Consider the following 23,909-nt stretch of genomic DNA (forward strand, 5'->3'; position numbering starts at 1 on the left):
TGTTTAAAAGTAATAAGTGGTCGTAATGCCGATTGTTCTGGGGTCGCCATCCTGGACCAGCTCGCCAAGGCCCATGGCGCTGTTGTCGAACAGAGCCGTGACGTATTCTTCATCCAGCAGGTTTTTGCTCCAGACTTCCACCTTCCAGCTCTCGGCTTCGTACCCAAAGCGAAGGTTTACGATCTCGTATGCTTCCTGTTTGGTGTTGTTTTTGGGGTCTCCGTAAAACTCACCTGTGCCGAGGAGTTCCGCCCTTGTGAACAATCCATTTTCAAGGAAATAGGATGCGCCCAGGTTGTAGGTGTACTGCGGGACATTGGGGAGGCTGTTTCCATCAAAATCATAAAAAGAGCCGTCCTGTTGCAGGGCCTTCCAGTCGTCGAACTCTGATTTGACGTACCCAAAGCCGGAGAACAGGTCCAGGCCGGGAAGGGGGCGGGCCTGAATTTCCAGTTCCACGCCCATGCAATGGGCCTTTGCAGCGTTGTTTATGGACGTGCCTGCGGCAAAGGACCACTCCACCACCTGTTTGTCGTCGATATCGATGTAAAAGGCCGCCAGGTTGGCAATGAGCCTCTCATTCAGCCACGATGTTTTGATACCTGCCTCGTAGTTCCAGGTGTATTCGGGATCATAATAGAACGCCTCTTTATCGCTGGGCATGTAACCATAGTTGTACCCGCCGACCATGTACCCTTTGGACGCCGTGGTATACGCCATGACATTGCCGGTAAGATCATAGGCAATGGAGAACTTCGGGAGCCACTCATTGTAATCCAGCTTCTTGTCCTGATCGATGACCCCGGCCCCGCCTTTGCCCGTCATGGTTCCGTGCAGTTGCTGATGGTCAAACCTCAGGCCTGCCGTCAGGTGCATTTTATCCAACACCGTGACCGTGCACTGTCCGAATCCTGCATACCCGTCGATGTCGATATCGGTGTCGGCCTTCATGGCCCAGGCTTTTCTCTCGCTTGTTACTTCGGTTTCCTCCTTGAACCCGTATATACCCGCGAGCCATTGAAAGGGCCCTTGGTTGTCCGGGGAGAACAGCCTGACCTCCTGGCTCATATGGTCGATGCTGTATTTGTTGGGCGAAGCCCCCCAGTTGAGGGGGCCCAGGTCATTGGTGCAGTCCATATCGGTGCTGTAGCTGTGGGAATAGGTCCGTAACCCGGTGACGGACGTCATGTTGAAGGACTCGCCGGAATACTTCATGTTCAGTGTCTGGCCGTTGCCTTCCTGGCGGGAGTACTCATCGGCGTCGTTGTGGCTGATGGTGTTATAATCCGTTGCATACGGTCCTGTGCGGTACCTGTAGGAATTCTGCTGGTCATCGGTGTCCATGAAATCGGCTGTGAAGGACAGGTCCCACTGGTCCGTGGGGGTCCACCTCAGGGTGGCGCGGCCGTTCTTCTGGTCTTTTTCAGCGCTTTTATCATCGCCGTTGCATGTGTTTGTGATGAAGCCGTCGGAGATACTTGCTTGAGCCGCAACGCCCAGATAGAGGGTGTTTTCGATAATAGGGCCACTTGCATTCATCCCGGCCCGCCAGGAGTCGTAGCTGCTGTATTCGGTAAAAAGCTTTCCCTTGAACTCATTGTCCGGCTGCCTGGTCACAAGGTTGATGACGCCGGATTCACTGTTCCGACCGTACAGGGTCCCTTGGGGGCCCCGCAAAACCTCAGCCCTTTCAAGGTCGAGCAGTTCGGTGTTGTACATGTAGTGCAGCGGGAAATTGACCCCGTCCACATAAAACCCGGTGGGAGAGTAAATGGAGGTTGTAAAGGAGGAGACACCCCTTAAAACCAATAGATTCTCCGCCGAGGATTCGTTCATGAACAGGTTGGGGACATAGCGAACAAGATCACTCATGTCCTTGCTGCCGGAATCTTCGATGTCGGTGCCGGTGAAGACGGACAGACTCATGGGGACATCCTGAACATGCTCTTCCACTTTTTGGGCCGTAACCGTTACGGGCTCAAGCCGAAAAGATGACGGTTCTGCTTTCTGCTCCTGTGCCATCGCCAAAGACGCTGATAATGGGGATAGAGCCACCAGTACAACGAGCAGCGACGCCATAAAACCCTTTGGAAATCGATCTCTGTTTCTATTCATGACCTGTTCCTTAAAGCTGAATCTGTTACGAGTGATGGGCCTGAACTTAAGGGGCAAACCGCAGTTCAGCGCATCTGAGTTGCCCTTGCAGCCTCATTGCCACAAGGCGCTGATGACGGATCATCAGGGTGGGCACCCGGCTCCTTTGAAGGGTGAAAAACGATAAAAATAAAGCCATCATGTAATGGTATTGCCGCAATATAGCGCCGCTGTTCATGGGGTGAAATGGGGGTGGTATGACCGAAACGGATTCTTGCATGACCTGGATGGATTTTTGGACGGAATCGGCTTTAAAGGAGGCAGTCTTCCTCGGTGTGCTGTTGCCTGACTTTTGCGTCAACCGTGCGTCGGCCCAAAGCAAAGGGGGCTCAGGCTTCCGGGAAAAGAGGGGGCTTAAGGCATGGCGCTGAAGCACGTGTTGCTTCGGTAAATACTCGGCCTGATGCCGAATTTGGTTTTAAAGGCATCGGAGAATCGCCCCGCGTCCATATAGCCAACCTGATACGATATCTCCTTGATATTCATGTTGCCCTCTTCCAGAAGCTGGCGGGCTCTCTCCATCCGATGCTCATGTAAATAGCCGAAGGCCGTTTGCCCACAGACCTGCCTGAACCCGTTCTTGAGCTTGAAATCATTCAGCCCGACTCGACTGGCAAGTTCCAGCAGTGATGGCGGGGTCTGCATATTCTCGACGATAATGCCCATGGCCTCATGGACACGGTCTATATCGGAAGGGCGAAGCGGAGCGGTTTTTTTTATGCTGTGTCTGGCAATGGCAGCCTGTTCAAGTTGAAGCGATATCAACTCAAGGGCCTTGCTTTCGAGGAAGACTCGTTTGATCAGGCCCTGATACGGGCAATTGAGAAGCTGGTGAAGGGCGGTTTGCATGGCAGGGGGCATGGAGCCCGCATAGTGGTAGTGGGTCTTGGGGCACCCCTCCATAACAGCCCGGAGATCGGCGGGGGCTTGCTCCATATCCCCCCGGGAGAACATGCCCAACACGACCGGGTCGACCTGGATGTGGAGCATGTGAACGGGTTTTTCAGGGGGAAATTGGCTGTACCCTTGTGAATTTGGAAAGCAGGATACGGTGCATGTGCCTGTCTCTGCCTGGATGATTGTCGGCTTGGGTTTCCCCAGGTTGACTATGGACCGGCCGCTTCCTGAGAGTACAAAGCAAAAGAGCAGTGGGGACCGCTCCATTTCGAAATGGGAGGTCACGCCTTCGGCATACGTTGCCTTGGTAAGAATCAAGGAGAGCCCGGGCCTTAGGGGGATCTCTTTGGTCCATCCCTTCTCACCGTTTTCGGGCCGCCTCAGTTCAAGGTCCATATGATCTGAAACGATGTCGTCGGAACGTTGATGCCTTAATTCGGAGTCCATACAGCACACCCTTTACACACGGTTTGTTTAAAAACGTAGCCCGCATGGTGTCTGAATGGCGGCAAAGGAGTGATATCAAAACATCGTGTGACGTGCTTTATTGCCTGGCGGGTGCCGATACCTCCGGTATGTGCTCAGGCAATAAAAAACCCACACAGGATCTTTCCTGTGTGGGTTACCGTTTTTCATACCACAACAACGTCATCACTTTGGTGCCATAAAGTGATAACACATCTCCATTCAGGTAAGTCTTCTGACTCCCGGATCATCCTACTGGCTGCGCCTTCCCGTCACAGTGTGGCAGTGGCTGTGTGCAGTGTTCGTCCCCGGTTACAGCGGCGGGCCCGTTCCTGATTTTCACAGGATTCCTTGTTATACTGATTTTATTCAGTACCTGAAGTCAGGGCCGAAGCATATATCGAAGAAACCAAATGAAACCCTCCGGCTGCCTGGTGAGTCACCAGCGCGTTGCCCATGGTGTTCGGGTTACTTCATCACGGCATTCCCAGGGAATGTGTTCTTTTCTGCTTGGGCCCCTGTATGTCTGCCAGAATACACTGTCGAAGAGGCGATACCCCACCGGCTGATCATGAACTGCACATAAAAAGGGCAATCGGCATCATATCCTTTGCCAACAATTATTCTGGATTTATTGAATTGTCATTACATGAGGGGTTTATGGATGTCAAACGGAAAAGGTTCTGGTTCGGTGAAGGTTTGCATTGGCATGTGGTGTTGAGGGTCGCCTCCATAGGCCATGGCCGGTAATGGCTTATCTGAGGTGTCGTTGATATGGAAGGGGGCTGGTAGAGCAAGGTGGGTTATGTCTTTTTCGGCATCGGAAAGCCGTATGCGGGGCGGCGGATTCGCAAACCTTTTAGGGCGGGGTAAGCAACGATCTTGTCGTTACCCCTTTCCCCATATTCATCGCGACCTGACAACGTTTTATGCAATCAGGATGGGCAAAACGAAGCTTTAACCCTTCTGGTCATCAAGACGCGACTCCTTCATCGGATCGTGCTTCCCAGTGGGCCATGCACTTCCTGAAAATATGGGGGTAGACCACGTAGTGGCGGAATGGTCGGATACATCTCATGTAAAGCGCGCTGAAACTGCTCCTGTACTTGATGTAGACCGCAAGGCGGACCTTCCACTTTCCGTCTCCCGAGGGAGACCATGCATAGTGCATCAACGCATGCTCGGTGGAATTGGAGAGCTCATGGAGCGTTTCGTCCTCGAAGGTATACACTGGCCTGAAGTCCATATAGTCGCGCGTTGAGATGTCCATCGCGCGCTGCGGAGTGTTTTTTTCAAGGTCCCCATCCTGCAAACGATCCCGAAGGCTCTTTTCTCTGCAGCCCGGAATGGGGTGATTGTTCAAGTTGTTATCGATACGAAATAACGCGCCTAAAACCTTTCGTACCCTGAAGAGCATTCCCGCTATGGAGACATCGTAAATGTCCTTCATCATGGGCTCAATGGCGGATTTCTGGAACAAATGTAAGTCGACCCCGTCCTTTGCGCTGAATTCATATGGGAACTCCCAGGTATCCTCGAGTATGAAATCGGAAGCCAGGGAACGGACCCTCCAGTTGAATTTGGTATGCGTTGAGGCTGCGGCAGTAAAATCCATGATTACTCCTCTGTAAGGCTCGTTATTACCAAAAATGATGGACCCTTCTTGTTACCAAATCACATAGCAGCATGGTTTATTTTTAGCTAACGCTGCTGGTTGAGAGGGACCGTCTCAATTAAGCACAGAACTGCGGAATAGTCCCATTGAAATTTAGCCCGGGTATTTCATGAGAAAACGGACCATCTGTAATAATAGAGAGTTATTCCAATTCGTTGTTGTGGCGAAAAATTAGACATTTCAAAGGTGTAAAATGTAATTCACGGTTTCCTGCTCGATTTTCTCCCCCTTTGGGCGAGCCGAGTGCCCCATGGTCCTCGTCATCCGGGTGTTGAAGGGCATTCGTCAACAACTTGCAAAGGCGTTAAGCCCGGATGTTCCGTAACAACTGATTATCGCCGTTGTGGTGAGCAAGAACCGTCGGTTATTTTTTGGATGAGGGGATACACGGTGGATACGCTGAGGAAGATACGACATGGGCACCTTTCCTGTGTGCCTTTTTGGTCGGCAATAGATGTCGTCATGGGCATCATCTACAAGACCATGGTGCTGCTCGGTACTGGTCTGGGGGGCGCGTCTCGATGTGAGGAAAGGGGCATGGCGGGGGATGGTGGTGACGTTTCAACTAGGAGCGGCCATGGACCCGTGCCGCCGGGCCTTGCGTTTCTGTCGCTTTTTCTGGTGGGGGGCGTGGCGTATGCCGCCAGTGGTTATCTGCTGAGCCTTTTTCACTATTCGGTCAGGGGCCCGCGTGTGTTTATGTATGGAATCTTTATTGCGGGGTTTGCTGCGCGGTTCGGCGAGGCTCGCCTGGATAGGGCCGAGGCCATGTTTGGGGCAGGGAAGAGTCTGGTGGGACGCTGCCTTTTTGGGGCCTCGGGTGCGGTCTCCCTTGGTGCCGCCTATTATGTGCTCAAGCACCCGGACATTATGAGCCTGGGCGACGAGGTGCTGAGGGGTAGCGCTTCAGGGGGAAGGGCGGCTGTTCTGTGGCTTCTGATTGCCGGGGTTCTCTATGCAGGGTTCTTCAGGCCCCTGGCATGCAGCGTGTGGGTGAATTTCGCGTATTATGCGGGCTCCGAGGACTCAAAAGGCTATGTTCTGAACCCTTTGAACGCCTTGATCTTGGTTATGGCCCCGACGCTGTACGTTGTCTCCATGGGAGGCGTTGGTGTTGGAACCTTTATTTTCGGTAAGGCTTCGGTCTTTGCGTCGGTGACATGGGCAGAACTCACCGGCTGGGTGGTGTTCTGGGGCGCTGTGGTGGCTTCCGCAGGTGTGGTGGGGGTGCTGCTGTTAAGTGCTGCGGGCCTTGTACGTACCACTATATCTTACGCTGTTGAGGTGGGGCTCCTGGCGTATGTCATGTCCCAGTGTATGTACGGCGCGATATATCTGTTTTTTGATATTCAGGGCATGGTGGATATGACCCGGGTGTTGATGGCTGTTCCTGTGGTGTCGGTTTGTGAAACGGCGCTGTTCTGGGGGCTTGTTTTTGCCGGTGTTGTGGTGCCGTTTCGATTCTGGAGGCAAGGCATCCGGTATGCGCCTGAAGGCGTTGTGATGCATCTTTATTTTTCCGGGATTCTCGGCCTTGTTTTCAATGTACCTGCGCACAGTGTGGTTGTTGCTCGTTATGTGGGGGCTGTTTCGGGACTTTTTGGCTGGGTGCCCAGTGTTTTTTGACGGAGGCGGTGTCCCTTCCTGTTTTTGTTTGAGAGCGCAAAAGGGCCCTGCAGTTTATGCTGCAGGGCCCTTTATGTTTCTGGCGGTATCCAAGGCTTGCCGTTGACGTTACTGTCGGACGCGCATCGTGCCGTCCCCGCTTTCGATGAGGCGGACCCTGTCCCCCACGACGTATTCGTCGTCTTTCTCCTGGACAACCACCATGATGCGTCCGTCGTCGAGTTCCAGCTCGATCTCAACCCCGGGGCGCATGGCCCGTGAGCGCTCGGCTGCGCTTCCCGCAGCAGCTCCGCCCAGGGCTCCGGCGGTGGTGGCCAGGGTGCTGCCGCTGCCTCCGCCGATGGTGGAGCCCACAATCCCGCCTACCACGGCACCTCCCACGGCTCCTGCGCCGCTTTCTTCATGCTGGATCTGCACATCGGCCACATTGAGGACTGTGCCATAATAAACGGACATGGCCTGCTGGGCCTGACCGGGTTTGTAGGTTTTGCTTCCCTGGCTGCCGGGCTGGCACCCCAGAAGTGCGGTTGAAACAAAAATAGCCACGGCATAGGCTGCGATTTTTGTGTTCATTTTGGAGGGTCTCCTTGGTTTTATTTGTGGTGAACAGGCAGGGTGTGATGAGGTCAGCGGGCATGGATGGCATGGCAATGCCCTGGGTTAGATTTTGGGTGTAAAAGGTATTGATTTCGTAAGTTTATAGTAAGGGTTCTGATTTATCAATACCAAATCTCAGGGCCGGGGGGCGGAGCCCTGGAATCGGGAGGGGGTGGCGGTTTATTTCAGGGCTCGCATAATGGATCAAAGAGTGATATATCGATAGAAATTCGAAAAATGTCTTTTCGTCTCAATTATGTAAAAAAATCAGTAAATCAAGATAGATATTATACCTTAGACTTTCGGTTGTCTGCAGCGGACCGAAAAGAGGACCAAGGAGGAGCGCATGGGCACGTCCTTTGACAGGGATAAGGCCGTTGAAACGGCCATGGGTCAGATTGAACGCCAGTTCGGTAAAGGGGCCATCATGAAGCTTGGGAACCGGGAAGTGGCGTCAGTGCCCGTTATTCCCACCGGTTCCATCGCCCTGGACAAGGCCCTGGGAGTAGGTGGTGTGCCCAAGGGTCGCGTCATTGAGATCTACGGCCCCGAATCATCCGGGAAAACCACCCTGACCCTTCATATTGTAGCTGAGTCCCAGAAACGCGGGGGCATTGCAGCTTTCATCGATGCCGAGCACGCCCTGGATGTTGTGTACGCCCAGAAGCTGGGGGTCAACTGCGACGACCTGCTCGTGTCCCAGCCCGACACCGGTGAGCAGGCCCTGGAGATCGCCGACATGCTGGTCCGAAGCGGCGCTGTTGATGTGCTCGTGGTGGACTCCGTGGCGGCCCTGGTGCCCCGCGCCGAGATCGAAGGGGAGATGGGCGACGCCCACATGGGCCTCCAGGCCCGCCTCATGAGCCAGGCCCTTCGCAAGCTCACCGCCACCATCGGCCGCACCAACACCACCGTGATCTTCATCAACCAGATCCGTATGAAGATCGGCGTGGTCTTCGGCAACCCCGAAACCACCACCGGTGGCAACGCCCTGAAGTTCTACTCCTCCGTGCGCATGGAGATCCGTCGTTCGTCCGCCATCAAGGACGGCACCGAGGTCATGGGTAACCGTACCCGCGTGAAGGTGGTGAAGAACAAGATGGCGCCTCCCTTCAAAGAGGCGGAGTTCGACCTCATGTACGGCGAAGGCATCTCCAAGACCGGAGAGCTCATCGACATCGGTGTGGAAGCCGGTATCGTGGAGAAGAGCGGCGCGTGGTACTCCTACAACGGAGAGCGCGTGGGCCAGGGCCGTGAAAACGCCAAGAAGTTCTTTGCCGAAAACACCGAGCTGTACGACGAAGTTCTGGGCAAGGTCAAAGAAGCCCTGGGCATTGCCGAAGCCCCCGCGGACGAGGCGGCGGACGCATAATAGGGTGGTTCTGCAAGGAATCATTTGATAAACTGAAAAAAGGGCGCTGCGCCTGATCAGGCGCAGGCCCTTTTGCTGTTTATTTGTGTATATTATTTTTGGTGGCCTCGAAAAAGCCCGGCGACCCTCCCAGGCGGGTCGATCCCAGGGAACCCTTTTTTCGAGAACGTCGATTTTGACCATTTACCACAAGGGACCGTAACGGTCCAACCCGGGGCCAAGGGCCCTGCCATGGAGCAAGGTGATGAAAGGCAGCGAAGCGCGAAAACTCTTTATCGACTACTTTAAGAAGCACAACCACCGGAACGTCAGGAGCTCGTCTCTTGTGCCGTCGGATGACCCCACTCTCCTTTTTACCAACGCGGGCATGGTGCAGTTCAAGCGTACCTTCATCGGCGAAGAGAAGAGGGACTACACAACGGCCGTGACGAGCCAGAAGTGCGTTCGCGCCGGGGGCAAGCACAACGACCTGGAAAACGTCGGGTACACGGCTCGCCACCACACCTTTTTCGAGATGCTCGGCAACTTCTCCTTCGGCGACTATTTCAAGGAGCAGGCCATCACCTTTGCCTGGGACCTTCTCACCAACGGGTACAAGCTTCCCGTGGACAAGCTTTGGGTCTCCATTTACCTGGATGACGACGAAGCCTTTGAAATCTGGAACAAGAAGATCGGCGTGCCCGAAGACCGCATCGTCCGCCTGGGCGAAGCCGATAACTTCTGGGCCATGGGCGACACCGGCCCCTGCGGCCCCTGCACCGAGATCCACATCGACCGTGGGGAGCGCTTCGGCTGCGACAACCCCAACTGCGCCGTGGGCTGCGACTGCGACCGCTACCTGGAGATCTGGAACCTCGTGTTCATGCAGTACGAGCGGGACGAAGAGGGGACCCTTACCCCCCTTCCCAACCCCTGCATCGACACCGGCATGGGCCTTGAGCGCATCACCAGCATCATGCAGAACGCGGATACCAACTACGACACCGACCTCTTTACCCCCATCATCGGCAAGGTGGAAGAGCTCTCCGGCAAGAAGATGACGGACTGCAATGACACCGCCATCGCCATGAAGGTCATCTCCGACCACAGCCGCGCCGCCACCTTCCTCATCAGCGACGGGGTGATGCCCGCAAACGAAGGCCGGGGCTACGTGCTGCGCCGCATCATGCGCCGCGCCATTCGGTACGGTCGTTTTATCGGGCTCACCGAGCCCTTCCTCCACACCACCAGCCGCGTGGTCATGGAGATGATGGCCGACGCCTATCCCGAACTCAAGGAGAGCGAAGCCTTTATCACCAGCGTGATCAAAAACGAGGAAGAGAGCTTCTCCGTGACCCTCGACAACGGCCTGAGGCTTCTGGAAGAGGCCCTGGAGGACGTGAAGGCGTCCGAGGCGAAAGTCCTCTCCGGGGATGTGATCTTCAAGCTCTACGATACCTACGGTTTTCCCGTGGACATCATCCGCGATGTCATCACCGACGACACCATCACCCTGGATCTGGAAGGGTTTGACAAGGCCATGGAAGCCCAGCGGGAAAAATCCCGCAGCAGCGTTGCCTTTACCCGGAGCGGGGAAGCCTTCCGCAAGCTCTCTGCAGCGGGTGTGAAAACCGAGTTCACCGGGTACGCAGGCCTTACCGGAGAGTCCAAGATCCTGGTGGTGGCCGTGGACGGTGAGGAGGTGGAAGCTCCGGCTGCGGGCACCGACGTGGAGGTTGTGGTGGAAGCCACGCCGTTCTACGGGGAGTCCGGGGGCCAGATGGGCGACTGCGGGACCCTTTCAGGGGAAGGCTTTCAGCTGACCGTCCTGGATACCATCAAGGATCCCACAGGCCTTTTTATCCACAAGTGCCGCGTGGAGAGCGGAGCGGTGAAGGCAGGCCTCATGGCGACTCTGGCCGTGGATTGCGATAAACGCGCCGCCACCGCCCTGAACCATAGCGCCACCCACATCCTCCATGCCGCCCTTCGTTCGGTGCTCGGCGAGCACGTCAAGCAGGCAGGCTCCCTGGTGGGCCCGGATCGCCTCCGGTTTGACTTTACCCACTTTGCCCCGGTGGACCGCGCCACCCTGGATGCTATCGAAGCCCGCGTCAACGACTGCATCCGCATGAACGTGCCCGTGGGCGTCGAGGAGATGGACGCTGAAGAGGCCATGAAGACCGGCGCCACCGCCCTGTTCGACGAAAAGTACGGGGACCGGGTCCGCGTGGTCTCCATGGGGGATTTCTCCAAAGAGTTCTGCGGGGGCACCCATACGGCAGCCTCCGGTGACATCGGCGCCTTCCGTATTCTTTCGGACTCCGGCATCGCTTCGGGCGTGCGGCGTATCGAGGCCCTCACCGGTGCTTCGGCCATCGAAAGCACCCAGAAGAGCCTCCACACCCTTGCCGAGCATCAGCCATGGTCGAGGAGCGGGCCCGGAGAACCTCTCCGAGCGTCTGGAAAAGATCCTGGCCGACAACAAGGCCCTTGAAAAAGAGCTCAAGCAGCTCAAGATGCAGATGGCAGGCAAAGCCGCCGAAAGCCTCGATGACGACATCAAAGAGGTGAACGGAGTCCGCGCCGTGGCCAAGAAAGTCTCCGTGGAAAACCCGGCCCAGCTCCGCGAGCTGGCAGACCGCTTCCGCGACAAGATCGGCTCCGGCGTTGTGCTCCTCGGTACCGAGTCCGGCGGGAAAGCCCTCCTGCTTGCCCTGGTGACCAAAGACCTCACCAAAACCTACAAAGCCGGTGACATCGTCAAGAAAGCCGCAGCCATCGTTGGCGGCGGCGGTGGCGGCCGTCCCGACATGGCCCAGGCCGGCGGCTCCAAGCCGGAACACCTGGACGAGGCCCTGAGCTCCCTGTTCGAGTACCTCGGCTAAGTCAGGAACACCCTGACGTCAGATGAAAAAACAAACCCGCGACTCATGCCGAGTCGCGGGTTTTTTGTTGGGCGCCATAAAAAAACAAAGCAGTCTTCGGCGGCAAGGTGGGGGTATCTGGAACCCGATGAAGGGGGGAGGTTCGCGTGACTTTAACAGCCTGGTATGCGATCACCTGTAGGATGTGCTTGCGCACCAAGTGTTCGAAAAACCGACGCCTTCTGATATTTTGATGCTGTGTGAAGGTCAGCCGGATATGGGGGCATGGCCGTTACGATTTATCGGCGGTGCGCAAGCGTACCCTACCGCATATTCCCTACATCGTTGGTAACGCGTCACACTCACATAAGGGTGTGCTCTCATACGCATGTGTTTGAACCTGTGCACGTGTGGGACATTTTTAAGGAGAAGATTATGGAAAAAGCGTGTGAAGCGTTTCTTAAAGGGCGGGCTGTTCAGGACGGGGCCCACGACCTGGGCCATGTGAAGCGGGTGGTGTCCATGGCTCGGCGCATCGGGGAAGCGGAGGGGGCGGATCTTGGCGTGGTTGTGCCTGCGGCGTGGCTCCATGATTGTGTGAGCGTGCCCAAGAATTCGCCGGAGAGGGCTTTTGCGTCCCGTCTGGCGGCGGATGAGGCGGTGCGGTTTTTAAAGGGGGTCGGGGTTTCCGGGGACACGCTTGCCGCCGTGCATCACGCCATCCACGCCCACAGCTTCAGCCTGGGAAAGCCACCGGAGACCCTGGAGGCCCGGGTGGTCCAGGACGCTGACCGCCTGGATGCCATTGGGGCCCTGGGCATAGCCCGCTGCTTTTTAACGGGCGGGGCCATGGACTCGGCCATGTTTCATCCGGAGGACCCCTTTGGCAGGCACCGGGAGCTGGACGATCGGGCCTATGCCGTGGACCATTTTTACGCCAAGCTCCTGACCCTCAAAGATACACTGCATACCGGCGCGGCCCGAAGGGAAGCGGAGCGTCGCCATGGCGTTATGGAGTCATTTCTGGACGAGCTGGAGCGGGAGCTGAATGTCTGACAATTCGGGGGCTACAGGTTTATTACGAAAATTCTGGTGCCCCCCGATGTGATCTCCCAGGTATTGCTTATGGTCGAGGAGATGGGGTCGCCGAAGGCCACCACCGTGTAGTTGTTTGGGGGTAGGGTGATGTTGTAGTCACCATCGGCAGAGTAGGATTCGGACAGCAGTTCGATGAAATTGGGCAAGCCGGTTCCACAGGGGGCGTCCCTGCGTACGCTCACCGTGATAGACTCTTCATTCCCGACGTTAAATCCCGTGATTCTGACGGTTAACGTGCCTGCGGGGTTGGTCCCGGTCAATGCAAAATCCTCGGTGAGGGGGGTGCCCGTAAGGGCGGTGATGCGGCGACACAATGGGCTGAATTCGTTGTCATTGTAGGCAACGAGGTTGTACGTGCTCTCCGGGACCCTGAGGGTATAGGAGCCCGCCGCATCGGTGAGGGTGGAGCCAATGGTGATGACTCTGTTTTTGGGGTCGGTGGCAAAGCCGTCGTAGGTCTGCACCAAAGCGGACTGTGCGGGGCCGTGCCCGGGGTGGGGCTGTCGGTGACGGAGCCGGATATGAGTGCAATCTCCCGGGTATCCAGCACCTCAAGGATCGATTTCAAGAACCATTGCCCGGTGTCGCCCCCTGTACCACGGATCTATCATCTCGATGGTCTCAAAGTCCAGGATCAGCTCGACGTTGGCGTTTGTGTCGATGATGAATTGTTTGGTCCGCGTGACACCGCTGCTGTCCTCACTGGGGACGGTGAGCTGGTGAATGGAGTCGTCGAGCTCCACCACGTAGTGTGCAAAGGGGTGGAGCGATCCAAGGATGTTCGTCTGCTCATCCGGGGCGCTGGCCAGGACCAGGCGCACCTGATTGTACACTCCGGCAGGCATCTCCCGTGTGCCCAGGGACTTCAAGAGCCCCCCCGTATAATCCAGAAGGTTGATGGTTTCATTGACGATGTCCACCACCTGCCACCCGTTTTCATCGGTGGCGGATCGGTTGACCTCCACCTGATTGACGCTGATGTAGACGGCTTTGTAGTCCGGGGAGGGGGCATCGGTGAGCTGGACGGTGAGGTCCCCGAAATTGGCGTCCGACGAATCGGAGCTGGAGCTGCAACCTGCCAGGGCCAGGAAGACAAGGGCCGCAAGGATTGAAACAAAACGTGGGTTCATGAAAGCCTCCTGTGGGCGGGCGTGTTTGTTTCAGGCAAGGAGCAGGAAGAGCAGGGGTGGGAACAAAAAGGGCGAGGGGAGAAGGTGCTCCTGAAAGCGTACATAAGTTTTTTTGCAGGGCTGAAGCGAAGCGGTCGAGGTATGGCTTGATCCCGGAGTGCCGTCAGGGACTCAGGTCTTAAGGGGATGTTTTGTCCGGGTTGGCGTTATGGCGTCGGTTGTTACGGCTTGGCCTTACGTGTTGGTATTGTACCCTTTTTGGCCAAAAGAACGAAAGGCTTTTCCCGTGAACGTGGGTTTTTCTGTTGCTTTACAGGTAACGCGCGCTAATGCTCTGTATTTTGTTTCTTGCAATGAATATGAAAAATAAGTAGTTGTATATGTATCCCCACCCCGGGGATAGGTTATGAACCATGGACACCATGACAGGAGGGCCAAATGGCTGACGCATCACGTCATAAAAATCATGATGAAATCGCCAAGCGGCTGAGACGGGCCGGGGGGCACCTGGCCAAGGTGGTGGCCATGATTGAGGGCGAGGCGCCCTGTGTGGAGGTGGCCAGGCAGCTCCAGGCGGTTTACAGGGCCGTGGGCAACGCCAAGCAGGCCCTGGTGCGCGATCATATCGACCACTGCCTGGACGATCACGCGTTGAAAGAACGCTCAGCCGGTGACATCAAGGCGGAGCTGGCAGAAATATCGAAATATCTGTGAGACGGCTATGACAGAGCGAAGCGAGGCATTGACGGCAAACATTGCGCGATATCCCTGGTATCTTTTTTTCAGGGATGGCTACTTCTGGGGGCCGGTCTTTTTTCTCTATTTCTCTTCGGTGCTCAGCCTGTCCGAGGCCCTGCACCTGGAAGCTGTCTATTATGTAGCCGTTGCCGCGGCCGAAGTCCCTTCGGGATATCTCGCCGATCGCTTCGGGCGAAGGCGAACCCTGATGTGTTCCTCCGGCTGCCTGGGCCTGGCCTACCTTCTTTTTTTGACCGGCCACACCTTTTGGCAGTTTGCCGCGGCCCAGCTTTTTCTGGCCGCAGGGTTTGCGTCGGCTTCGGGAACGGACACGGCCCTTCACTACGAGAGTCTCAAGGACTTGGGCCGAGAGGCCGAGTACGCTTCCCTGGAGGGGCGGGCCCTTAAATACAGCCTCCTGGCCGGTGGCGGGGCGGCACTCCTGGGCGGGCTGGCCGCCGCCGGTCACCTGAGGTGGGTGTACGGGCTGTCGTGTGCCACGGCAATGATCTCGCTGGGGATCGTGATGACCATGACGGAACCCGAAGGGGCCAAAGGGAAGGTGGCGGCGCCCTTCGGTCCCCAGCTTCGCCATGTCCTGAGGAAAGCCCGGGGGCCCCGCCTTCGCTTTTTTACCCTCTACGCCCTTGCCATGACCGTGCTTCTCCATATTCCCTATGAGTTTTACCAACCCTACCTGAAGCAGGCCCTGGCGTGGTCCGGGGTGGGGCCGTCCCTGGTACCGCCCCTTTCCGGTATGCACCTGGCCCTGACCATGGGCCTGGGGGCCTTTATGACGCGCTTTGCCGGGCGGATTCATCATCGGTGTGTGGTGCGGCGGACCTTGCTTGCCTGTGCCCTGCTCCAGGTGGTGCTCATCGGGGCCATGGCCCTTGTGGTGCATCCGCTGGTGGCCCTGATGCTGGTGGGCCGAACCGCTTCCCGCGCGGTGTCTACGCCCCTGGTGAATGCCGAGCTTGCCCCCTTGCTTGGACGCCATGAGCGAAGCACCTATTTTTCCCTCCAGAGCCTGCTGGGGCGTCTTGCATACGGGTGCTCACTTGTGGTGCTTCCCCTGGGGGCCGCTCTGTTTGAGGATTCCCTCCACGGGGCTTTGGGTCCGGCCCCCTGTGCTCGCCCTCTGCCTCGTCGGGGTGCTTTTTGCCGTTCCCTTTCCCTGGGGGGAGGACCCTGTCTGCTGCCGAAGCCGAAATCACCTTGACTCTCCTGCTGCTGGCTCTGCGGGGGATGTGCCTGAAAAACCCTTTGCATAGGGCGCTTCGACACCCCCTTCCGAAGATTTTTCTGTTTTAAATCCTTCAGTTTTTCCTTCAATCGTGCGATCAGTAATTCAAAGCGTAAACATGCGATTTGTTCCTCCGGCTGTCTCGGCTTGTGCCTGGCCGTTCGGAGGCTGTTCCGGGTTGAGCGGCCGGGGCCTTGGGTGCTCTGTGTGTCGGTGACGTGACGACCATGCCTGCATGGTGACATACGAAACAGGGGGGTGCGGTGCTGGGTTTTAACTTCCGGGTCTGTGTGGTGCGGCTGGTTGTCGGTATGGTGTGCGGAGCTGGATTGTTGTTGTCGTAGTGCGAGGCAGACTACCTGATCTTCGGGAGACAACAGCTACCCTCCGTATGAGTACCTTGACGAGCAGGGTACCCCCACCGGCTTTGATGTGGATATCACCCGGGCCGTGGCCCGGGAAATGGGGATTCTCACCAGCCTGAGGCTCATGCCCTGGCATGAGGCCCGCAGTGCCCTTCAGGCCGGGGAGGTGGATGTGCTCATGGGCATGTTCAGGTCCCCGGAACGATTGAGGCATTTTGCCTTCAGTTCGCCCCATAACGTGGCGTCCTACGCCGTGTTTGCCCCCGAGGGCAGTCCCATCCGGGATCTTGACGATACCCGGCACAGGCGGGTCATCGTTCAGAAAGAAGACATCGGGCACGATTATCTGCTTCAGAGGGGCGAACCCGTGGAGATCGTGGTGCGGGAGAATATGCACGAGGTGCTCAAGGCCCTGGCGGCAGGGGAGGGGGATGCGGCCCTTGTCTCCCGGCTCCAGGGGCTCATGATCATCAAGGACGAAGGCCTGGAGGCCATCCGGCCCGTGGGCCCTCCCATTTTACAGCGCGCCTTCTGCTTTGCCGTGAGAAAAGGGGACCAGCGACTGCTCTCTCTGCTCAACGAGGGGCTCAGCGCCATCAAGGCCTCGGGGCAGTACGACGAGATTCATGCCAAGTGGTTCGGCGCTTACCGGCCCAGGGAGTTTAACGGCAAGGAACTTCTGGTCCATATGTCCATGGTGGTGGGCCCCCTGGTGGCTGTGGCCCTTTTGTTTCTGCTGTGGAGCTGGGCGTTGAAACGGAAGGTGGCCCGACGTACGGAGGAGCTCTCCAAGGCCAACGATATCCTGAGTCGCCAGATCGACGAAAGGCTCCAGGCGGAGCGGGCCTTTCGGGAAAGTGAGCGGCGCTATCGGGAGATTTTCAATACCCCCAACGACGCCATTATCCTCCATGACGCCGAAACCGGTGCCGTGGTGGACATCAACAAGCCCGGACTTGCCATGCTGGGGTATGGGTGCTAATCAGACCTGGGTGGGCTTTGAGACCCTTCTCTCCGGGGAAGGGGACTCCACCGGGGACAAGGCCATGGCCCTGTTTCGGCAGGTGGCCCAGGGAGACCCCCGGGTGGTCCAGTGGCAGAGCCGACGAAAGGACGGAACGGATTTCTGGGTGGAGGTCTCCCTGAAGGTGGCCCGCCTTACGGACCAGGCCTGTGTGGTCTCCGTGGGCCGGGATATCAGCGCCAGGAAAGAGGCCGAGGAGAAGCTCTCCGAGGAAAAAGAGCGCCTGGCCGTGACCCTTCGGAGCATCGGAGACGGGGTGATCACCAGCGACGTCTCCGGGCATGTGGTCCTGATGAACAAGGTGGCTGAAAAGCTCACAGGCTGGACCCAGAACGAGGCCGTCGGGCGCCCCATGGCCGAGGTGTTCCGCATCATCAACGAGAAAACCCGCAAGCCGTGCGAAAACCCTGTGGATAAGGTCCTGGCCACGGGCAACATCATCACCCTGGCAAATCATACGGCCCTCATCGCAAAAGACGGCACCGAGCGCAGCATCGCAGACAGCGGGGCGCCCATCATGGATCGCACCAGCACCATTGTGGGGGTGGTCCTGGTGTTCCGGGACGTCACCGACGAAAACCGCATGGAAGATGAACTCCTCAAGGTCAGAAAGCTTGAGTCTGTGGGGGTGCTTGCCGGGGGCATCGCCCACGACTTCAACAATATCCTTACGGCGGTTCTGGGTGGGGTGAGCCTTGCGCGGACCCGTTGCCAGGAGGCCTCCGAGACCCATCGGCTCCTGACGGATGTGCTCAAGGCCTGCGACCGGGCCAAGGACCTCACCCAGCAGCTCTTGACCTTCTCCAAGGGCGGGGCGCCCGTCATCCGTGTGGCTTCGGTGGTGGATGTGGTTCGGGAGTCCGCCGGGTTTGTGCTTCGGGGCAGCCGGGTGCGCTGCGAAACCCGTTTTGCCGACGACCTCTGGCCTGCGGAGATCGATGCGGGCCAGATCAGCCAGGTGGCCCAGAACCTGATCCTCAACGCGGTGCAGGCCATGCCCCGGGGCGGGGTCATAACCATCGCCGCGGAGAACCACTCCATCAAGGTGGAGAAGGTGGGGCTCCTTCCCCTCAAGGGCGACCGGTATGTGAAACTCACCTTTTGCGACGAGGGGCCCGGCATCCCGGAGGAGATCAGGGATCGGGTCTTCGATCCTTTTTTCACCACCAAGAAAACCGGAAGCGGCCTCGGCCTTGCCACCACCCATTCCATCGTGTCCAAGCACGACGGGCACATCGAGGTGGCGTCCACCCCCGGCCGGGGAACTTGTTTTACCCTCTACCTGCCCGCATCGGAGGAGGCTCTTTCTGAGCCCCTTGAGGCGCAACCCCGGCCCCAGGCCATGGGGCGGGGCCGGATCCTGGTGATGGATGATGAAGAGATGGTCAGGGAGGTGGTGGAGGGCCTTCTGGTCTCCATGGGCTATGAGGTGCTGCTCACCGCAAGCGGTGAAGAGGCGGTGGCCGTTTACAGGGAACGCCATGGCGGGCCGGAACCTGTGGACGTGGTGATCACGGACCTCACCGTGGCCGGTGCCATGGGCGGGCTGGAAGCTGCGGGCATCATCCTGCAACGGGACCCCGATGCCCGGGTGGTGGTCTCCAGCGGCTACTCCAACGATCCGGTGATGGCCGATTACATGGCCCACGGATTCTGCGCGGCCATCGTCAAGCCCTATACCCATGCCGATCTTATGGCCGTGATCTCCGCCGCCATGGAGGGGTGACGCCTTGCGGGCGCGCCTGCCCGGGATATATCCCTACACTTGAGGTCGGGACTTTGGTATAGTACAGCCCTTTCCGGCCCGGAGGTGACACGACCGTCGGGGCCGGACCCGGAACTGTCAAGGCGTTTTCCCCAGTGTTTTTATTCAAGGGGAGGCGCTTCGTAACGAACGCATCACAACAGCCGGCATCAGGGGTGACGGAAGAAAAAAACGGTTTGCGCAGGACGCCCGGAAGGGGGCTTTCGAAAAGGCGCCGGGCGCAGGCAGGTTTTTATGGATTGGTTTTCATGACATACAGAGTTGCAATCAACGGATATGGTCGTATCGGGCGATGTATTTTGCGGGCCCTTTACGAGTCGGGTCACCGGGACGACCTGGTGATCGTGGGGATCAACGAGCTTTCCGATATCGAGTCCATCGCCCACCTGACGAAGTACGATTCCACCCACGGGCGGTTTGACGGGGAGGTCTCCTGCGAGGGGCACACCCTGGTGGTCAACGGGGACCCCATTGCCGTCACCTACCAGAAAGAGCTCTCACGCCTGGCCTGGGACCGGCTGGATGTGGACGTGGTGTTGGAGTGCACCGGGTGTTTTACCCGGCGCGCCATGGCCGAGAAGCACATCGAGGCCGGTGCGAAAAAGGTGGTCTACTCCTGTCCGGCCGAACCGGACGTGGACGCCACCATTGTGTACGGCACCAACCACGACACCCTGAAAAAAGAGCACACCGTTATCTCCAACGCCTCATGCACCACCAACTGCATTGTGCCGGTGATCAAGACCCTGGACGAGTCCTTCGGCATTGAAAGCGGGGTCATCACCACGGTTCACTCCATGATGAACGATCAGCCGGTCATCGATGCCTACCATGACCAGGACCTCCGCAAGACCCGGAGCTCCAGCCACTCCATCATCCCCGTGAACACGGGGCTTGCCAAGGGGCTGGATCGCATCCTCCCTCACCTTGAGGGGCGCTTTGAAGCCTTGGCCCTGAGGGTGCCGACCCTCAACGTCTCGGCCATGCAGCTCACCGCCCAGGTGCGGGAGAAGACCGATGCCAAAGCCGTAAACGAGGCCCTGTACAAAGCGGCCCATAACGGGATGAACGGCATCCTGGGCTACACCGAGGTGCCCCTGGTCTCCTGCGACTACAACCACGACCCCCGCTCCTCCGTGGTGGACGGCACCCAGACCCGTGTCTCCGGCCACACCGTGAGTGTCCTGGCCTGGTTCGACAACGAGTGGGGCTACGCCAACCGCATGCTGGACACCACCCTGGCCCTCATGCAGGCCGAAGCGTAAGAATTCTGTCAGAACGCCCCGCGCCCGAAGGGGATCCCCAGTTTTCTCAGTCGGTGGCGCAGGGTGCTGGGGTGGATGCCCAACAGGGCGGCCGCCCCGTCTTCCCCTTGGATTTTTCCCCCGGTTCGGGTCATCATGTGGCTCAGGTGCCGGCTGATCACCGCATCCAGGTTGGTGGGCCCTTCCTCGGCCGGGAGGGCTGCCGGTTCGCGGACAAGTCCTTGGGGCGCCGCCACCTCGGCAAAGAGCAACGGGGTGTCGCGGTCCCCGGAGTAGTTGCGGATGATCTCCCGTTCCACGATGTTCTCCAGCTCCCGGACATTGCCGGGCCAGTGGTGGCCCTCCGACGCTCAAGGCGGCCGGCACCGGGCGGTAGGGCAGCTTCATCTCGTGGCTCTTTTTTTCGATGAAATGGTTTACCAGGGCCGGAATGTCGGCCTTTCTCTCCCTTAAGGGGGGGATGGTCAGGGGAAAGACGTTGAGCCGGAACCAGAGGTCTTTCCGAAAGGTGTTCTCCTTGACCATGCTCTCCAGCCTCCGGTGGGTGGCGGCGATGATCCGTACATCCGCCTTGATGGGCTCCGTGCCCCCCACCCGTTCAAACTCCTTGGTCTGAAGCACTCGCAGCAGCCTCACCTGGGCTGCCTGGGGCAACTCCCCGATCTCATCTAAGAACAGGGTCCCCCCGTGGGCCCGCTCGAACCGTCCCCGTTTCCGGGAGAGGGCGCCGGTGAAGGCCCCCTTTTCATGGCCGAAGAGTTCGCTGTCCAGAAGGCTCTCGGGAATGGCCCCGCAGTTGACCTTGATGAAAGGGCCCTTTGACCGCGATGAGTTGTAATGAATCGCGTTGGCGATGACCTCCTTTCCCACCCCGGTTTCCCCCAGAAGAAGCACCTGGCTGTCCAGGGGCGCCACCTGCCGCACCTTTTCCATTACCTCCCTCAGCCCGAAATGTTCCCCGATGATGGTGTCCCCGCTCATGCGGTGGAGTTCGTTTGTCAGAAAACGGTTGTCGTCCTTGAGCATCTCCTGAAGTCGAAGCACCTCCTGGTAGCGCAGGGCGTTGCTCATGGCCACGGCAAAGGGGTCGTGGAGCAGGGAGAGGAGCCGGGCGTGTTCTTCGGTGAACTGCCCCTCCTTCAAGGCGCTCACCGCCACCACCCCCAGTCGCTGGTTTTTGGTCATGAGGTGAAGGACGGCTGAAGAGAAGACGGAGTCGATGCCCACGTGGGCCGCCACCCGCTGGGCCACGGGGTTGTCTTCCGGGCGGTTGCTCAAGGTGGTCTGGCTCCACTGGGATTCGATGAAGGCCACCTCACGGTCGGAGATCTCCACAATGGTTCCCGGTGCCATAAGGGGAAAGCCCGCCTGGGCCACGGTGCAGATGCCCGGGATGGATGTGTCCAGATAGTCCATGGTGATGTTTTCGGCCGGCATGTAGCGTTGCAGAAAGACCAGGCATTCCTGCAGGGCTTCGCCAATGTCGATGCTTCCGCAGATGGCCAGGGTGCCCTGGTGGAAAAAGCTGATGTCGTCGGTTCTGGGCATGGCGTTACTCCAATGGAAAAGGCGGGATTCACCCATAAGGTCCGCCGCAATGGGAAGGTGCGGCAGTAAAAGTGTCATATACGATATGTACCGAAAGAGGGTGCCGTATGCAACATATGAAAATGTTGTATATGACATTTTTGATTTTGCTTGTGTGTAATGTCCTGAATATACATGAGTAAAAAATATGGCATGCTTTTGGCAAGCTAAAGAAGTGAATCCCGGCGGAGGGGGATGGCTTGGTAACAGCCCCCTGTCACCTTCGGGTGGTTCCCGCCAGGGAGTCCGGGAAAACATCGACACCTGTTCCAGGCCGCCGGTCGCAATGATCCCCCCCCATCTTCAGGGCGGTCGGCCCAAAGGGCGGGCAAGGTGTTTTCCCGGATACATCATGCCTACGCATACGGATGATCAACGGCGAGCCGACTCGCTCGCCCGGTAAATGGAGCAGACTATGAATTGCAGGGAAGAGATCACGGTGAGGTTGACGGACTTGGGCAGCGATCACAAGGTGTCTGCCCTGTTTACACGATTTTGCCATGTGGCCGGACGTGCCTGCAGGCTTTACCGCAACGAGCGCATTGAAAACGACTGGGCCGTGGCCATCGAATGGTCTCAGGTCCGGGATCCCGAGGGTGTAGCGGCCCAGCGGGATCTGGTCTGGGCCCTGGAGGATTTGGGCCATGTGCATGTCTCGTTTTGGAAGGCAAAGGGCTAACGCGGAGATTTTATGGGAAACCGATCGGATCAAGGTGGCCGCAATGCTATGGCGGTCGGTTATTGTGAAATATCCGGGTTAGGGGACTCTCGCCCCTTCACAATTAAACACAGGAACGATGGAATGATGAAACGAACAGGACAGATAAACATACGGGGAGCGGCGGCCCTTGTGGCAGGGATGATGTTGGCCCTGGCCTCGGCCGGATGCTCGGAGAGCGAGGCCAACAAGGTGCAGGAGAACAAGACAATCCGTCCCGTGAAGGCGGTGACGTTGTGTCGGCCCGGCGAGAACGCCGCGTGGCGCTTTCCCGGTACCGTCCGCTCCCTGAGGGACGTGGATCTCTCCTTTCGGGTGGGCGGTCCTGTGGTGACCCTGGCCGTGGACAGGGGAGAAAAAGTGCGGAAAGGAGAGGTTATCGCCCGCATCGATCCGCGGGACTTCGAGGTCAAGGTGGCCACCCTCACCGCCAGCCTGACCGTGTCCAGGGCCCAGTTGAAAGAGGCGGAGCTCCAGTACCGGCGCTACAAGACCCTGCGCGCGGAGAGCGCCGCGGCCCAGGCCACTTTCGACAGCATCACCGCCACCTATGAGGTGGCAGGGGCCAGTGTGGATGCCGCGGAAAAAAATCTGGAAGAGGCAAAGAACAGCCTGGCCGATACAGTGCTCATCGCCCCCTTTGACGGGTATGTGCATGAAAAATTTATCGAAAACCACGAGACCGTGGCCCAGGGCCAGCCCGTTATCTCCCTTGTGGACCTGGATCACATGGAGGTGGAGGTGGCCATCCCCGAAGGGATGCTCCCCATCGTCAAGCGCATCGGCGGCATCGCCTGCCGGTTTGACGCCCTGCCCGGTGAGACCCTGGCCGCAACGGTCAAGGAGCTCTCCAAGAACCCCAACCCCTCCAACCGTTCTTATCCCCTTTACCTGACCCTCAATGAGAATGCGGGGCACCGCATCCGTCCGGGCATGGCCTCGGAGGTGACCCTCACCGCAAGGGATGTGGAGGCAGGGTTTGCCGTTCCGGAGACCGCGGTGGTGAACACCGTGGAGGAAGGCAGCTTTGTCTGGGTGGTGGACGAAAAGGAGATGGCGGCACGTCAGGTGTCGGTGGAACTCCTGGGCGCGGACCGCAAAGGCCTGCGTATCGACGGCCCCCTGGAAGAGGGGATGCAGGTGATCGCCGCCGGTGTGCGGGGCCTTTCCGACGGGCGCAAGGTGAAGGTCCTGCCCGAGGTGAGCCCCACCAACGTGGGCGGTGAAATGTAGAGACAAGCCCTCTGCCGTCAACGCCGGATTCTCCCCTGAGGCACGAAGACGGTTTGTGGTGCATCAACCTGATTGGTCGAACTTTTCAAACGTTTGGCTCCCGGCAGA

The 23,909-nt window shown here is 58.2% G+C and carries 22 protein-coding genes, 2 pseudogenes and 1 riboswitch; of the genes and pseudogenes, 16 read left to right on the forward strand and 8 right to left on the reverse strand.

The genetic code is table 11. From position 1 onward, the window contains the following. Positions 1–3: 3 nt before the first annotated feature. From ACOYW2_RS05805 to ACOYW2_RS05815, 3 genes are all read right to left on the reverse strand, one after another. Positions 4–2,115 carry a TonB-dependent receptor gene (locus ACOYW2_RS05805; protein ID WP_482769732.1) on the reverse strand — a complete coding sequence of 704 codons (2,112 nt, stop codon included), beginning with the start codon at positions 2,113–2,115 and terminating at the stop codon, positions 4–6. Positions 2,116–2,508: 393 nt separating this feature from the next. After that, positions 2,509–3,498, reverse strand: a complete 990-nt coding sequence (locus ACOYW2_RS05810; RefSeq protein ID WP_482769733.1) for a helix-turn-helix transcriptional regulator — start codon at positions 3,496–3,498, stop codon at positions 2,509–2,511. A 226-nt stretch (positions 3,499–3,724) separates the two neighbouring features. After that, a riboswitch (cobalamin riboswitch) is annotated at positions 3,725–3,911 on the reverse strand. Between the two features lie 578 nt (positions 3,912–4,489). Further along, positions 4,490–5,131: a DUF2867 domain-containing protein gene (locus tag ACOYW2_RS05815; RefSeq protein ID WP_482769734.1), complete on the reverse strand. Its 642-nt coding sequence runs from the start codon at positions 5,129–5,131 to the stop codon at positions 4,490–4,492. Positions 5,132–5,653: 522 nt separating this feature from the next. On the opposite strand from ACOYW2_RS05815, the gene ACOYW2_RS05820 reads away from it, so the two are divergent. Next, entirely contained in the window at positions 5,654–6,817 is a 1,164-nt protein-coding gene (locus ACOYW2_RS05820; RefSeq protein WP_482769735.1) for a hypothetical protein, read from the forward strand. A gap of 108 nt (positions 6,818–6,925) precedes the next feature. Here ACOYW2_RS05820 and ACOYW2_RS05825 read toward each other — a convergent pair whose 3' ends face one another. Further along, positions 6,926–7,390, reverse strand: coding sequence for a glycine zipper 2TM domain-containing protein (locus ACOYW2_RS05825; RefSeq protein ID WP_482417058.1), 465 nt, complete (start codon positions 7,388–7,390; stop codon positions 6,926–6,928). Between the two features lie 370 nt (positions 7,391–7,760). On the opposite strand from ACOYW2_RS05825, the gene recA reads away from it, so the two are divergent. From recA to ACOYW2_RS05845, 4 genes are all read left to right on the forward strand, one after another. Beyond that, positions 7,761–8,786: a recombinase RecA gene (gene recA, locus ACOYW2_RS05830; protein ID WP_482422098.1), complete on the forward strand. Its 1,026-nt coding sequence runs from the start codon at positions 7,761–7,763 to the stop codon at positions 8,784–8,786. A gap of 244 nt (positions 8,787–9,030) precedes the next feature. Next, positions 9,031–11,262 carry an alanine--tRNA ligase gene (gene alaS / locus ACOYW2_RS05835; RefSeq protein ID WP_482769736.1) on the forward strand — a complete coding sequence of 744 codons (2,232 nt, stop codon included), beginning with the start codon at positions 9,031–9,033 and terminating at the stop codon, positions 11,260–11,262. After that, complete coding sequence (locus ACOYW2_RS05840) at positions 11,174–11,653, forward strand: DHHA1 domain-containing protein (protein WP_482769737.1); 480 nt, start codon at positions 11,174–11,176, stop codon at positions 11,651–11,653. The genes alaS and ACOYW2_RS05840 overlap by 89 nt, the downstream gene beginning before the upstream one ends. 414 nt (positions 11,654–12,067) lie before the next feature. Further along, positions 12,068–12,688: an HD domain-containing protein gene (locus ACOYW2_RS05845; RefSeq protein WP_482769738.1), complete on the forward strand. Its 621-nt coding sequence runs from the start codon at positions 12,068–12,070 to the stop codon at positions 12,686–12,688. 11 nt (positions 12,689–12,699) lie between these two features. On the opposite strand, the gene ACOYW2_RS05850 is transcribed toward ACOYW2_RS05845, so the two are convergent. Beyond that, a complete protein-coding gene (locus ACOYW2_RS05850; RefSeq protein WP_482769739.1) occupies positions 12,700–13,194 on the reverse strand; it encodes a hypothetical protein in 495 nt (164 codons plus the stop codon). A gap of 87 nt (positions 13,195–13,281) precedes the next feature. Continuing rightward, positions 13,282–13,860 carry a DUF4382 domain-containing protein gene (locus ACOYW2_RS05855; RefSeq protein ID WP_482769740.1) on the reverse strand — a complete coding sequence of 193 codons (579 nt, stop codon included), beginning with the start codon at positions 13,858–13,860 and terminating at the stop codon, positions 13,282–13,284. A gap of 438 nt (positions 13,861–14,298) precedes the next feature. Between ACOYW2_RS05855 and ACOYW2_RS05860 the strand changes: the two genes are divergently transcribed. The 6 genes and pseudogenes from ACOYW2_RS05860 to gap all read left to right on the forward strand — a co-directional run bounded on the left by ACOYW2_RS05860 (position 14,299) and on the right by gap (position 20,263). After that, complete coding sequence (locus ACOYW2_RS05860) at positions 14,299–14,574, forward strand: metal-sensing transcriptional repressor (RefSeq protein WP_180144013.1); 276 nt, start codon at positions 14,299–14,301, stop codon at positions 14,572–14,574. A 7-nt stretch (positions 14,575–14,581) separates the two neighbouring features. Continuing rightward, a complete protein-coding gene (locus ACOYW2_RS05865; protein WP_482769741.1) occupies positions 14,582–15,820 on the forward strand; it encodes an MFS transporter in 1,239 nt (412 codons plus the stop codon). A gap of 408 nt (positions 15,821–16,228) precedes the next feature. Beyond that, positions 16,229–16,840, forward strand: a pseudogene (locus ACOYW2_RS05870) (transporter substrate-binding domain-containing protein); the annotation flags it as partial. 63 nt (positions 16,841–16,903) lie between these two features. Beyond that, positions 16,904–17,191 carry a PAS domain S-box protein gene (locus ACOYW2_RS05875; protein WP_482770987.1) on the forward strand — a complete coding sequence of 96 codons (288 nt, stop codon included), beginning with the start codon at positions 16,904–16,906 and terminating at the stop codon, positions 17,189–17,191. Continuing rightward, positions 17,181–18,959 carry a hybrid sensor histidine kinase/response regulator gene (locus ACOYW2_RS05880; RefSeq protein ID WP_482769742.1) on the forward strand — a complete coding sequence of 593 codons (1,779 nt, stop codon included), beginning with the start codon at positions 17,181–17,183 and terminating at the stop codon, positions 18,957–18,959. Before ACOYW2_RS05875 ends, ACOYW2_RS05880 begins: the two co-directional genes overlap by 11 nt. Before the next feature lie 287 nt (positions 18,960–19,246). Then, positions 19,247–20,263 (forward strand): type I glyceraldehyde-3-phosphate dehydrogenase, encoded by a 1,017-nt coding sequence (gene gap / locus ACOYW2_RS05885; RefSeq protein WP_180144024.1) that lies wholly within the window; start codon positions 19,247–19,249, stop codon positions 20,261–20,263. A gap of 8 nt (positions 20,264–20,271) precedes the next feature. Here the strand turns inward: gap and ACOYW2_RS05890 are convergent, their stop codons facing one another. Together ACOYW2_RS05890 and ACOYW2_RS05895 are read right to left on the reverse strand one after the other, a co-directional pair. Continuing rightward, a complete protein-coding gene (locus ACOYW2_RS05890) occupies positions 20,272–20,562 on the reverse strand; it encodes a helix-turn-helix domain-containing protein (RefSeq protein WP_482769743.1) in 291 nt (96 codons plus the stop codon). Positions 20,563–20,773: 211 nt separating this feature from the next. Then, positions 20,774–21,196: pseudogene (locus ACOYW2_RS05895) on the reverse strand (sigma-54 factor interaction domain-containing protein); the annotation flags it as partial. On the opposite strand from ACOYW2_RS05895, the gene ACOYW2_RS05900 reads away from it, so the two are divergent. The 5 genes from ACOYW2_RS05900 (at position 21,101) to ACOYW2_RS05920 (ending at position 23,801) form a co-directional block, all read left to right on the forward strand. Next, complete coding sequence (locus ACOYW2_RS05900) at positions 21,101–21,466, forward strand: hypothetical protein (RefSeq protein ID WP_482769744.1); 366 nt, start codon at positions 21,101–21,103, stop codon at positions 21,464–21,466. The pseudogene ACOYW2_RS05895 and the gene ACOYW2_RS05900 sit on opposite strands and share 96 nt — an antisense overlap. Positions 21,467–21,482: 16 nt before the next feature. Beyond that, entirely contained in the window at positions 21,483–21,674 is a 192-nt protein-coding gene (locus tag ACOYW2_RS05905) for a hypothetical protein (protein WP_482422109.1), read from the forward strand. A 32-nt stretch (positions 21,675–21,706) separates the two neighbouring features. Further along, the gene (locus tag ACOYW2_RS05910) at positions 21,707–21,880 is read left to right on the forward strand and encodes a hypothetical protein (protein ID WP_482769745.1); all 174 of its coding nucleotides are present in this window, start codon (positions 21,707–21,709) and stop codon (positions 21,878–21,880) included. Between the two features lie 385 nt (positions 21,881–22,265). Next, positions 22,266–22,529 (forward strand): hypothetical protein, encoded by a 264-nt coding sequence (locus ACOYW2_RS05915; protein ID WP_482769746.1) that lies wholly within the window; start codon positions 22,266–22,268, stop codon positions 22,527–22,529. Positions 22,530–22,652: 123 nt separating this feature from the next. Continuing rightward, complete coding sequence (locus ACOYW2_RS05920; protein ID WP_482769747.1) at positions 22,653–23,801, forward strand: efflux RND transporter periplasmic adaptor subunit; 1,149 nt, start codon at positions 22,653–22,655, stop codon at positions 23,799–23,801. The last annotated feature ends 108 nt before the right edge of the window (positions 23,802–23,909 follow it).

The sequence above is a fragment of the Desulfoluna sp. CLI2B genome, from assembly GCF_056847375.1.